Annotated in this window: 12 protein-coding genes and 1 pseudogene; 3 read left to right on the top strand and 10 right to left on the bottom strand. The window is 67.4% G+C overall.

All coding sequences use genetic code 11. The features are described 5' to 3' along the window. Positions 1-180 precede the first annotated feature (180 nt). From AB0C75_RS25425 to AB0C75_RS25390, 8 genes and pseudogenes are all read right to left on the bottom strand, one after another. A complete protein-coding gene (locus tag AB0C75_RS25425) occupies positions 181-1,425 on the bottom strand; it encodes an MFS transporter (RefSeq protein ID WP_362894004.1) in 1,245 nt (414 codons plus the stop codon). A 90-nt stretch (positions 1,426-1,515) separates the two neighbouring features. Continuing rightward, positions 1,516-2,118 (bottom strand): TetR/AcrR family transcriptional regulator, encoded by a 603-nt coding sequence (locus AB0C75_RS25420; RefSeq protein WP_362894009.1) that lies wholly within the window; start codon positions 2,116-2,118, stop codon positions 1,516-1,518. A gap of 464 nt (positions 2,119-2,582) precedes the next feature. Further along, on the bottom strand, positions 2,583-2,945 hold the full coding sequence (locus AB0C75_RS25415) for an ATP-binding protein (protein WP_362894003.1): 363 nt from the start codon (positions 2,943-2,945) through the stop codon (positions 2,583-2,585). A 47-nt stretch (positions 2,946-2,992) separates the two neighbouring features. After that, positions 2,993-3,310: pseudogene (locus AB0C75_RS25410) on the bottom strand (site-specific integrase); the annotation flags it as partial. Between the two features lie 273 nt (positions 3,311-3,583). After that, entirely contained in the window at positions 3,584-4,099 is a 516-nt protein-coding gene (locus tag AB0C75_RS25405; RefSeq protein WP_362894002.1) for a hypothetical protein, read from the bottom strand. Positions 4,100-4,142: 43 nt separating this feature from the next. Further along, positions 4,143-5,735: a hypothetical protein gene (locus AB0C75_RS25400; RefSeq protein ID WP_362894001.1), complete on the bottom strand. Its 1,593-nt coding sequence runs from the start codon at positions 5,733-5,735 to the stop codon at positions 4,143-4,145. After that, positions 5,732-6,061, bottom strand: a complete 330-nt coding sequence (locus AB0C75_RS25395) for a helix-turn-helix transcriptional regulator (RefSeq protein WP_030774108.1) — start codon at positions 6,059-6,061, stop codon at positions 5,732-5,734. Before AB0C75_RS25395 ends, AB0C75_RS25400 begins: the two co-directional genes overlap by 4 nt. Continuing rightward, positions 6,058-7,137, bottom strand: coding sequence for a site-specific integrase (locus AB0C75_RS25390; RefSeq protein ID WP_362894000.1), 1,080 nt, complete (start codon positions 7,135-7,137; stop codon positions 6,058-6,060). Before AB0C75_RS25390 ends, AB0C75_RS25395 begins: the two co-directional genes overlap by 4 nt. 289 nt (positions 7,138-7,426) lie before the next feature. Between AB0C75_RS25390 and AB0C75_RS25385 the strand changes: the two genes are divergently transcribed. Together AB0C75_RS25385 and AB0C75_RS25380 are read left to right on the top strand one after the other, a co-directional pair. Beyond that, the gene (locus AB0C75_RS25385) at positions 7,427-7,630 is read left to right on the top strand and encodes a hypothetical protein (protein ID WP_362893999.1); all 204 of its coding nucleotides are present in this window, start codon (positions 7,427-7,429) and stop codon (positions 7,628-7,630) included. A 114-nt stretch (positions 7,631-7,744) separates the two neighbouring features. After that, on the top strand, positions 7,745-8,026 hold the full coding sequence (locus tag AB0C75_RS25380) for a hypothetical protein (RefSeq protein WP_362893998.1): 282 nt from the start codon (positions 7,745-7,747) through the stop codon (positions 8,024-8,026). 25 nt (positions 8,027-8,051) lie between these two features. On the opposite strand, the gene AB0C75_RS25375 is transcribed toward AB0C75_RS25380, so the two are convergent. Both AB0C75_RS25375 and AB0C75_RS25370 read right to left on the bottom strand, forming a co-directional pair. Further along, positions 8,052-9,242 carry a tyrosine-type recombinase/integrase gene (locus AB0C75_RS25375; protein ID WP_362893997.1) on the bottom strand — a complete coding sequence of 397 codons (1,191 nt, stop codon included), beginning with the start codon at positions 9,240-9,242 and terminating at the stop codon, positions 8,052-8,054. 714 nt (positions 9,243-9,956) lie between these two features. Next, positions 9,957-10,829 (bottom strand): helix-turn-helix transcriptional regulator, encoded by an 873-nt coding sequence (locus tag AB0C75_RS25370; RefSeq protein ID WP_362893996.1) that lies wholly within the window; start codon positions 10,827-10,829, stop codon positions 9,957-9,959. Positions 10,830-11,017: 188 nt separating this feature from the next. Between AB0C75_RS25370 and AB0C75_RS25365 the strand changes: the two genes are divergently transcribed. Next, positions 11,018-11,779, top strand: coding sequence for an SDR family NAD(P)-dependent oxidoreductase (locus tag AB0C75_RS25365; RefSeq protein ID WP_362893995.1), 762 nt, complete (start codon positions 11,018-11,020; stop codon positions 11,777-11,779). Positions 11,780-11,848 lie beyond the last annotated feature (69 nt).

Below are 11,848 nucleotides of genomic sequence, written 5' to 3'. Positions count from 1 at the left end.
GGCGTGAACGAACGACGAGGGCGGCGAGGCTTCTTCTTCCCCATGCTCTCCATGATGGACATCCTCCCGGGGCTGAACCCCAGATCTCGAATGTCCGTCAAAGCGGAACAAGCTCAGGCAAGGCAGGCTCCGGTTCGGAAACCACCCCGCGGAAGAACGGCGGACGGCGGCAGCGACGCGTTACGGCGCGTTCGACGCAGAAGGAAGCTCAGCCTCTCGTACTGAAATCCCGTCCGCCTGCGCCTCGACGCTCCGCCCCCTGCCCGCTTCCGACGTGGAGACCTTACCGCGGCGATTCACCTGAAAGGCGAGCGCTACCGCGGCCAGCAGCGCAAACGCGCTGCCGGTCCACATGGCGACTGCGGGGTCGTCTCCGAAGCTACTGATCGCAAATGCGCTCACTGCGGTCCCGACCGTAATGCCCAGGGTGATGACCGAAGTGTGAAGGGTGTTTACGAGGTTCCCTGTGCCCCCGACTTCTACGACACGAGTCACCAGCGGCGGGTTCATCGTGACCCCTGCGAGCCCCACAACAAGCACCATGGTGAGGACCAAGAGCTGAACCGTGCCCGCGAGCGCGAGCACGCCCAGAGAGACGAAGAGCAAGGCATGCCCGAATCGCAGCACCCCAACAGCATGCTTGTCCGTCAGCTTTCCGACTATCAGGTTGCCGACGAGTGAGCAAAGTCCGTACGCGAGAAGGATCAGCGTCGTGGCGTCAGCCGTGAATCCCGCACTCCCTTCCAGGAGCGGCGTGAAGTAGGAGAACGCCGAATACGCGGCACCAATGGTCAGGAAGCTCACAAGGTAGCGCGACCACAGTCGGGGAAGACGCAGGTTTCGCAAGTCCTGTGCATTGTCGCCAGCAGTGGCTGCCTCTCTCGGAGGGAGGGCAAGGAGACTTACCACGAACACAACCAGCGCTGCGACGCCGAGAATGTAGAACGTGGCTTGCCAGTTCCAGCGGCCGGCGATGAAGTGAGAAACAGGAAGCCCTATGACCGTGCCGACCATGATGCCGCTGAGCACAATTGACACGGCCTCGCCGATCTTGCCCGTGCTCGGTGCGAGCCTGGTGGCGTAGACGATCGACAGCCCCACGGCCGCTCCCGCGAGGCAACCGGTCAGGATACGCATCAACAGCACCCACCAGTACTCGTGCACGACAGGCGCAAGCATCTCGGGGAGCGCGTACGCGGCGACCACGGCAAGCAGCGCCTGCTTGGGCGGGCGGCGCCTCAGCGCGTAGGCAATCGCGGGCCCGCCGAGAGCCATGCCCAGGGCGAAGATCGAGACGAGCAACCCGATCTTCTTTGTGTCCACCCCGAGGTCCTGAGCCATCTCCGGCATCATCGCCGGCACCTGGAGCTCACTCGAGACCACGATGATCATGGTCAACATCAATAGGTACAGGTGTTTTTTCATCAGACTTCCTTCGGTGAGCGAAGATTCATTCTGTATTCTGAAGTACAAAAATAATCCAAAAAGCGGGACCAGTGGACCCCAGCGCCCACATCACGCCCTCAACGAGTCGAGACTGAGCTTCGCAATCCCGTGCAGCCCGGAAGGCGCGGTGCCCGCCTGGGCGAGAACGCGTATCCCGAAGATCGCCGACACGATCATGAGGGAGGCTTCATGCGGCGAGACGTCCGCTCGCAGGGTGCCGTCAAGGCGCCCAGCTCTCACCGCACCGGCAATGAGAGATAGCTGATCATCAAGGAAGCGGTCGAGGATCCTCTGCACACGGGGCTCGCGAGCCCCGATGTCGGGCGCCATGCGCGAAGCCGCGATCATGCACCCCGCAGCGTGCCCCTCATTCCTGGCCTCGATCTCCTCGTCCAGGATGAGGGCGAAAAGGGCCGCGAGGCGCTCCTTCCCTGACAGGTCCGGGTCGGTCAGGACCGCCCCCTGATGCTCCCGGGCGACTGAAACGCTCCGGTCCAGCGAGCGAACGAACAGTTCATCCTTCGAGACGAAGGTGTTGTACAGGCTGCTCCGGCGCACCCCTGCCGCCTCACACAACTGCTCGGTCGTGGTGTCCGCGAGCCCGTGCACACGAAACAGCTTGACGGACGCATCGAGGACCGCGACCTCGTCGAACCCTCTCGGTCTACCCATGATCGTCACTGTAGCGGATTATGTATTTCATTGTCCAGAAAGGGGGTCAGGCTGTGCCGACCAGCAGAGTTTGCGTACGAGTCGTAGCCGCGGTGGGCGAGGAGCGCCTCTTGCCGGGTTCCGGGTCGGCCATCGACGCCGGTCATGGCCGGGACCTGTACGGCACGGGCGGGAGCGGGTGTGAAGTCGTTGCGGTTTCCGCCGGTCAGCGACACGGTGAGTGGGATGGTCTGGGGGCGAGCTCCCGCTGGTGCTTCTCGGCCGGTGGTACGTCGTCAGCGCCGTTCCGACGTCGTCGAGCAGGGCGTCCGCGTCGAACGGCTCCCACACGCGCATCATCCGCAGGACGCGTCGCAACTCCGTGGGGTCGAGCGGTGGGAACCACGCTTCCGGTGACTCTCCGTCCGGAAGGGCCGGTGACGGCGGCAGGCAGCGGGCGCGCGGGACCGCGTGAGCGGTGGCGATCATGGCTGCTCCTCCGGCACACTCAGACGGCACCAGGTGCCTGTGCCGTCCTCGGTGACGCCCCACGATCCGGCGACTGCGTCGACCAGGGCCAGGCCGCGGCCGCGCTCGTCGTCGGAGCCGGCAACGCTGAGGACAGGCCTGTCGGGAGAGCCGTCCGTCACCTCGATGAAGAGGTTCGAGGCGGCCCGGTACAGCCGTACGCCCACGACAGGCCCTCGGCCGTACCGCATGGCGTTGGTGACCAGTTCGCTCAGGCACAGCTCGACCGGCTCGCACAGGCTGTCCAGCCTCCATTTGCGGAGCTGCGCGCGGCCGATACGGCGGACACGTCCCGGCCAGGGGCTGTCGCTCTCGGACATCTCGCCGGCGCCGTCGAGGCCCGGGGGAGAGGAACGCGGGATGCAGAGCTCCACGCCTCGGTCGGCGGCGCCGGGCCGTCATACCCGCGCTCACCGCACCAGCCCAGCCACGAGAGCACCGACGCCCGCCGGGCATTCCATGTGTTCACCGCGGAGCTGCCCCACAGCAGTTCCAGGGCCTCACCGATCTCGTCGTCCGCGACGGCCGCCAGTGGCCGGCCCTCGCCGAGCCGCTCGGCGGTCTTGCCCACCCCGATCCCGTAGTTGCGGACCGTGTTCGGGTTGCCGAGCGAGTCGAGGAAGACGTCGGCCGCCGCGCGGACGGTCAGCGCCTTCCCGGCGGGCAGTTGTACGACGGCGGACACCACTTCCCCCTTGCCGCAGATAACAGGCCCGCTTCATGTACGGCCTGACGGCCGTTCCCGCAGGTCGCGATCAGCCTTCCCACAGATAATAGGGCGTTATCTGCGGAACGACTTCAGACCGATCCCGCGACCGACGCTCCGTCAGCCGCCCACCAGGGCCGACTGAGCCTTAGCGCCGGTTTTCGTTCCGATGTTCCTCAACCCCCTAGAGCCCCGTGGGTTCAGGGAAACTGAAGCTTGTTCAGTGGGAACTCGCGGGTCGGTCCGTGTGCATCAGGTGGGGACGTCCGTGGGTTCGGCGGGAACGCGGGGGTGGACTGCGGCGAGGCGGCGGGCTTCGGCTATGACCTCAGCATCGATCTGAGCCACTGCTTCGTCGCCGCCGTATTCGAGGAAGGCGTACTCGTCATCGAGTTCGGCGAGTCGTGCTGTCAGGGGCAGCTCATGCCCGTAACGCTGGTTGATCCGGAAGGTGAGCTCCCAAGGTTTCAGCTCGCCGGCCAGCATGCGTCGTGCGAGCGCTCGCGCGGCGGCTTCTTGGCCGGCCTCACTGGCGGCCGGATAGAGAATAAGGCCGAGCTCATCGAACGCTTCGGGGAGCAAGTCGTGCACGTCGTAGTCCGCCTCGGCACGTGTGCAGGCTGCCAGCACCCGAAGTCCGGGGCTGTCCAGGCCGGCGACGAGCGCGTCACAGGCCGCGCTGACGACATCGCTCGCGGGGATCTCGCCCGCGCTCCAGAGAGTGGCGCGGTCCTGTAGTTCGCTGGCTGCTGCTTCGGTCGACGGCATCCGCCCATGTTCGCTTCAATCTCGGGTCCCGGTCGAACAGGTTTCACTGGTGCTTCTGCTCGGCAGCTTGCTCCAGCAGGGCCCGCGCGGAGTCTGCGTAACGCATTGCGGTCTTTTCATCCAGCCCGAACACCTGGGCGAGGTGAAGCGGATCGGGCCCGTGGGTGAGGGCCTCTTCGAGTTGCCGGTCGACGCGGAGACGCTCCAGGGTCGCGTCCGGCCCGCGCATCGCGGTGCTGATCCAGTGGTTGCTGGCGCGGCCAGTCTTCGTTGCGGTCTGGTTGTTGATCAGTAAGTGGAGATTCGCCGTGTTGGGCCACCGGCTGCGTCTGTGCTCCAGCCAGTCCAGCAGCAGTTTCAGGGTGAGGTCGTCGAGCGGGCGTGCTCGTCCGGCGATCGTCAGCCGGCGGTTGCCGATGTCGAGGTCGTCGAGCATGAGGGTGCCGATCTGGGCGACCCGGGCGGCGTGAACCGCGGCGAGGGCGACAATCAGTCGCGCGGCCAGGGTGGTGGCTGCCGCGACGGAGCGGTCGATCTGGGCGGGCGCGAGTGGTTGGAGCACGCCGTACTCGTTCTGGCCGACCTTGATGCGGCTCGTGGGGTTGCGGAAGATCAGGCCGGTCCGCTTGGCCCAGGTGAACAGGGAACGCAGGGCGCCGAGCTGGTCTCGGCGGTGGTGGCCGTGCAGGGTCTTGAGGTGGGTGAGGACGTCCTCGCGGGTCACCTCCCGCAGGTGGTCGTAGCGGTCCGACCAGCAAAGCAGTGCCGGACGGGCCCCGTTGAGGTAGAGCCAGACCGTGCTCTGCTGCCGGGGAAGGCTGCGGGGGCCGCCGTCATGCAGAACCCGGGTCCAGCGCTCAGCCTCCGCACCGATGCCGAGGGCGAGGCCCTCCAGGCGCTCGACAAGCCAGCGTTCGAAGGAGGGCTCGCTGTCGTCCAGGAAGATCCCCATCTCCTCAAGGACCGTGGCGGTGTGTCCGAACCGGAGATCGAGGGCCCTGAGCGGGGTGAAGATCTCGCTGTGGCGGATGACGTCGCCCTCGACGTACTCGGTGAGCACGATGGCCAGGCCGCGGTTGACGGCGAAGCGGACGCCCCGTCCCCAGCCCCGTGCCTCGGCGAGCTGGTAGGCGAGGTACTTCGCCCAGGCCAGCCAGGGGCTGGCCAGATCGACGGCGGCCGGGTCGAGACGGCCGTAGTCACGCGGGACCTGCCCGAACAGCGGTAGCTGTCTCCAGCCGGCACTCGGCCGCCAGGCCGGCGCGGGTGGCGGCTTCCGGACGGATCCCCGCCGTCCTCCGCGGCGCGGGGCGGTTGGGGCCGATCCTCTGCGGTAGTGCAGGCCCATGAAGAACAGCTGGTGGTGCCGGACGGCGTTGAGCCGGGCCCTCACCTCCGCTTCGGCGGGCGGCTGGCCGACGGTGGTCTTGGCGTGGAGCCGGGCCTGGCACCAGCACAGACGGCAGTAGTCCCACTTCAGCGGCTGGACGCGGCGGCAGCCGACGCAGGTGGCTGTCTCGTGACTTCGGCCGAACATGTAGCAGGCAGGGCAGAGGCGTCCGCTGAAGTCGCCCCAGGCCAGGCAGCTGTCGCAGGAGTCGGTGGGCTTGCGGTAGCCCTTCGGATACCGGCTCATGCCGGAGGCAGCGACCGGCCATCGCGGCGCTTGGGCACTACCGCCGGGGCAGTGGTGCCGGAGCCGACCGCGACTCGACCGGTCTCCTCCTGACCAGGGCGGTTGACCTTGCCCGGCTCCGGGATCAGCAGGTCTCCAATCTCGCAGCCGAGGACGACGCAGATGACGTCCAGGTCCTCCAGCTTGAGTGAGACCGGCTGCCCGGACCACAGCCCGGACATCTTCCCGGCCGAGATCACCAGGCCGTGCTCCGCGAGGTTTCGCTGAAGCTCGGACGCCTTCCAGATGCCCTTGTTCGCGGCGGTCAGCCGCAGGTTCCACCTCATCGGACCAGTCCTTCCAGCCGCTTCGCGGCCCGTTCCATCCCGGTGACCCAGGCGTCCTCGACCCGGGTCTGCTGAACGTGGATATAGCGCATCGTCGTGGCGATCCAGGAGTGTCCCAAGACCTCCTGGATCGCGAGCAAGTCCAGCCCGTTCGCATAGAGTTGGGATGCGCAGAAGTGCCGAAGGACGTGCGGCGTCAGCTTCTCGCCCCACCCCGGTAGATGCGCTTTGGCCGCGTTCTTGAGGCCGTCACGTAGAGCGTCGTCGCCGGCCCGGCGCGAAGAGCCGTCGGTGTTCTTGCGCTCGGAGGGAAACAGCGGGGCGCCGGGACGGGTGTGGTCGTCGTCGAACTGGCCCCAGACGTCCTCGATGAACCACCGAAGTGTCCGATCGGAGCCGTTGATCAGCGGCACCATCCGCTCGCGCGGACCCGAGCCGCGGGCGCCCTTGCCGTGGCGGACGTGGAGCTTGCCGAAGCGGCCCAGGTCCCACTTGATGTCGTCCAGGTCGAGCCCGCACGCCTCGCTCACCCGCAGGCCGACTTCGGACAACAGCTTCGAGGCGGTGTAGTTCCTGGCGGTAGGGGCGAACTTGCGGCAGGTCGCCAGCTCACCGCCCCAGCCGGTGAACAGCGTCCCGACCTCCGGCTCGCTCGGCGGAATCCGCAGCTGGGCGTCCTTGGCCCCACGCGGCTTGTTCATCTCGTCGATCGGGCACTCGACGACCCGGCCCGTCATCCGATGAAGCTCGACCTTGTGCCGCAACTCCAGGAACATGAAGTACGTGGTCAGCGCCTGCGACCGGCCCAGCCGAGTCCCGCTCGGCGAACCCCGCAGCACCTTCCCGAAGTACGCGTCAGCGTCGGCCGGCTCCATGTCCCACAGCGGTCGACCGAACCAGGTCCTGATCTGGTCCAGATGCCCGACGTCCCCGCGGATTGTGCCGTCCGCCAGCCCTGCCGAGGCCCGCGCGAGGACGAACCCGGACAGCACGTCGGTCTCGAACCGCTCCAGCTCCTCAACCGATGCCGGCGCCCAGTGCTCACGCAGGTCCCGTACGACTGCCAGTGCCGCCAACCCGAGCCTCCTCGCCTTCAGCCCGACTGCTGATCAGTCGGACGAGGTGAGAACGCTTCAGGAATCCCGAAGTTACGTCACCGGACCACAGAGCGCTCGAAGGAGGAGGAACCCCCTGGCCACAAGGGAAAGGACTCAGCAGAGCTCAGGAGAACTCACGGGATGTCGCACACATGCTGGGCGGGACCGGTCGCGACGCGCCCACTATCCGGGGAGATGCCGGGGCCGCCCGTTCCGGGAGTGGTCCAATGAGCCTGTTCCTCAATGGAGTCGACCCGAGGATGACCTCATGAAGCATGCTTTCCAGGCGTTCGCGCTGTGCGCCGCGATTGTCGCCGTCGCGTTCGGTGGGGCAGGACTCGCCCAGGCAGATTCGTACATCTCGTCCCAGACGTGCATCGACGGGGGCGGCACGGTCCAGCAGATCGAACATGGTCTGGGTATCTGCATCGGCGGGGCTTACGACGGCGTCGAGATCCAGAACCACCCCTGAGACGCCCTCCCCTGGGCATGAGGTGGCCCCGGCGCTATGTGGCTGATTCTGCTGATCCCCGCAACACCCTGGAGTTTCAGGGAGTTGCGGGGATCGTGGATTCTGAGCTGCTGAGTGCCAGTCCTGGCCGCCGCTCATTACTCCGGCCTCACTGTCTTCTACTCAATCCCCTCCATCTACCTCGGCGAACGCGCGGCAGCCACCGGGATAGCCCTTGTCACCTCCATGGGATCCTTCGCCGCGGCCGCGTCGCCGTCCTTGCTCGGGCTCATCCAGGAGCGCACCGGCAGCCTGTCACTCGGCCTACAGATCAGTGCCGGAATCGTGCTGCTCGCAGTTATCCTGCTGCTGGTCGGGGTCAAGGCGAAAGATCTGCGGGAACGGCGCCCGTCCTGATGCTCCGAAGGCACGGGGGACCGGGTCACGTCGGCTTCCCACGACGCTTCGCCTGCACCTTGAGCCACGGATTCTCCGCTTTGGACTGCGCACGGTCCAGGTACTCCCGCTTCACGACCGCCGAGCCCGGCTTCCACCGGCCCTGTTTCGTCGGGTCCCCGCCGGCCTCCGCGATGGCCTGCGCGCCGCCACGCCGTAGCCCGTGGGCGGTGACCTGCTGCCAGTTCTTCGCGCCGGCCCTGTGGGCGCGGCCGCGGACCCAGTCGTTGATGGCGTCCCCGGTGACGTAGTCGCCGCGTTCCTTCGCGACGGCCCGGTTCTGGAGGGTGCCACGGGAGGTGAGGGCCCGGAAGAACGCGCCCTCGCGGACGCCGAGGTGGTGCAGGGCGGTGAGCCAGTCCCGTACGGCAGCGACGGGGTCGAGGAGCGGGTCGTCGTCGGCGGGGATGTCGGTGTGCTCACCCCTGGCTTCCTGGTCGGTCTTGGAGGACCGGATGTGCAGGGTGACGAAGTCGTCGTCGACCGCGACGTCGGCGATGGACAGGTCGGCGAGCTCGATCCTGCGGTTGAGGGCGCCCCGGCCGAGGAGGAGCATGCACCGGTCGCGGCGCCCCGCGATGGTCCGCAGGTCGCAGGTGGCGACCATGGCCCGCAGCAGTTCATCCGTGATCGGAGGCGCCTTGCGGACGGCGGTGCGCTTCGCCCATGTCTTCTTGTACTCGTTCAGCATGCCCCGGGCCTGCTTCGTGCCGGGCTTCTGGTCCTCGGGCATCCAGGTGCGGATGGCGGACATGGCGGCGTTGATGGCGTTCGGGGAGCGGCCCAGCTCGATGAGGTGCGCGACGTACTCGACGTAGGTGGCGGTGGTGCACGGCCGGGCGACACGGCTCTCGTCGGCGCACCAGTCGGCGAACTTGTTGCGCTGGGACAGGTAGTTGGCGCTGGTGTTCTTCGGCGCGGACTGGTTCTCCAGCCGCTCGGCGGTCTGCTCGGAGACGTACAGGTCGCGCTCGGTGTACGTCGGCTGGTCGGCCTCGGTGGGGAGCCCCTGGCCCGGGTAGAGAATGGTGTGCCGGTCAACCACCGGGCGGGCCACCGGGCGCGGCTGGATGGCGGCGGGGAGATGGCTGTCGACCGTCGGCTCCGCATCGACCACCAGCTCCGCATTGACGACCTCGGCGTCCACCACTTGCATGTCGGCCTCGTGCTCCGTCATGCCGCCACCCGTTCCCATCGTGTGCTGCCCACTTCGACGGCAGCAGAAGCGGGAGCAGCGGACGCCTTATCCCCCATGTTGCCCACGATCCCTCCCAGCGAAGCACCCACGTACAAGGGAAATTATACGTGGGTGCTTGTGGAATGGCCGCTGGATGCTGGGCCAGAGGTGGCTTCCTGAGGGGGAGTCAGGGGATACGGTCAGTCGTTCGATTCTGCTGTGAGAGCGATCCTAAGGTTGGGGCAGCTTTCGCGATCGAAGGGCCTTTCTGTGATTGGGCGCCGCAGACGGCCCTTGGGCGTTCTGGGTGTTCCGGGAGAACGGTCTACCGGTTCGCGGCTTCGCGAGAGGCGATCCGGTTCGTGCGACCGACCGCGCGGCCCACCGCGAGGCCCGGCCGGGTGCGGGGACGAGATCGACTACGGCAACCGCAAGGGCATCCGACTACGACGCGCGGACATCGAGAAGAGGTTTCCCGGGCTGCTCGCCCTCCTGGGAACAGAGCCCCAGGGCGGTACCGCTCCTCGCTGAGCGCACCGGAGGGGAGTCCGAGCCGGCCCTGAGCCGCGAGCTCGACCAGATCCAGCGTGCGCCCGGCTCGCAGGTGGCCGGGCACGACGCGGGCACGAAGAATGCTCCTGGTGGACAGGTTCACGACAGCGGGGTCGAGTGCCCTGCGCGGCCGGACATCCGCAGCAGGCCGGCCGGTGTCCGTCAGGGCGTCTTCGGGTGCGGGGCGTCTGCTGACCTGCTGTGTGCCGTGTCGGTGGGTTCGCTCTGTGAGAGTGCGGCGAGGAGTTGCAGCTTCTCGTCGCTGTCGCTGTCCTTGTCGGGGTAGTAGACAACGAGGATGACGTCGTCGACGGGGAGTTTGTCGCGGTGGAGCCGCAGTTCACCGACGATGGGGTGGTGGACCGTGGTGGTGCCCCCGTCGAGGTTGCGGACGTCGTGCCGGGCCCACAGGGTGCGGAACCGCTGACTGGACAGTGCGAGTTCTCCGACGAGTTCGACGAACCGGGGGTCGTCGTTGTCGTCCCCGATGGTGGTGCGAAGAGCGGCGACGAAGCTGCCGGCGGCTTTGGCCCAGTCCTGCTGAAAGGCTTGCTCCTCGGGATCGAGGAAGAGGGAACGAAGCCGGTTCTGGCCCGGCCGCAGGCGCGGGGAGAGCGCGACGGCCATGGGGTTGGAGGCCAGGACGTCGAACGCGCGCCCTTCGACGAACGCGGGAATCTGAAGGTGGGCGAGGAGCTGGTGCACCCGTGCCGGTACGTGCTCGGGTCGCCTGCGGCGCGGAGCCCTGGGGCGTGCTGCCGTGAGGCCGAGCAGATACGTCCGCTCGACGTCGTCGAGGCGCAGGACACGCGCGAGTGATTCGAGGACCTGAGGTGAGGGGTTCTTGTCGCGGCCGCGTTCCAGCCGCAGGTAGTAGTCGGGGCTGATACCGGCGAGCAGGGCGACTTCCTCACGGCGCAGGCCGGGCACGCGGCGGTTGTCGCCGGGCGGGATTCCTGCCTGTGCCGGTGAGATCAGGTCGCGCCGGGCGCGCAGGTAGCTGCCGAGCCGGTTGCCGGATTCCTCATCCTTCATACCGACACCGTAGTGCGGTGTGCGTGACCCGGAGGGGGCCCTGAAAGGACCAGGGAAGACGGGGGCACTGTCACACCCGGCGGATGCCGCCAAGACTGCAACAGCACTGTTCGAGAAGGACAGGGAACCTCATTGAACGCGCCGTGGGCCTGAACGCCGTCGGCGTCCTGGACTGAAGGGAAGATCTCGTGGATCTCTCCAATCGCACCGTTCTCATCGTCGGCGGGACCTCGGGCATCGGGCGGGAGCTGGCCCGCCGGTTCGCCGAAGCGGGCAGCACCGTGGCCGTCGGCGGACGCAGTCCGGAGGCACTCTCGGAACTCGCCGGAGAAGGCTTCGGCACCGTCAGGATCGACGTCACCGACAGTGCCTCCGTCGCATCTGCCCGTGACGCCGTGCTCGCCCGGTACCCCGAGCTGGACACCGTGGTGACGATGCCTGGCGTCATGCTCCTGGAGGACCTGCGCGACCCCGCACACTTCGAGGCGGCGAAGACGACGATCGACACCAACCTGGTCGGCACCATCCGGGTGATCGACGCCTTCACCCCACATCTGGTCCAACGCGGCGAGGGCACCTTCATCACCGTCACCTCCGGTATCGCCTTCCTGCCTTTCCCGCCCATGCCCACCTATGCCGCATCGAAGGCCGCGGTGCACGCCTACTCCGAGGCACTGCGCGCGCAACTCGACGGCACCGGCGTCAGCGTCGTCGAACTCGTCCCGCCGGCCGTCGCCACAGCAGGCCAGGAAAAGGTGAACCCGCACGCGCTGCCGCTCGACGGCTTCGCCACCGAGGTCATGCAACTGCTCTCGGAGGAGCCCACGCCCCGCGAAATCCTGGTGAAGGGAGTCCTCATGCACCGCTGGGCCGAGCGCGACGGTACCTACGACGACCTCGTCGCACAGCGTTCCGGGGCCCTGGCCATGCTCCCCAACCGCGAAGGCTGATCCCTTTCTTCTCAGCAGGGGTCGTACGCTTCACCGCCCCCGGGCGCCGGTGAAGCGTACGACCCGAAG

The organism is Streptomyces sp. NPDC048565 (assembly GCF_040650935.1).
In the GTDB taxonomy this organism is placed as follows: Bacteria; Actinomycetota; Actinomycetes; order Streptomycetales; family Streptomycetaceae; genus Streptomyces.
Note: the sequence above shows the minus strand (reverse complement) of the source record. Positions and strands in the feature narration are given on the sequence as shown.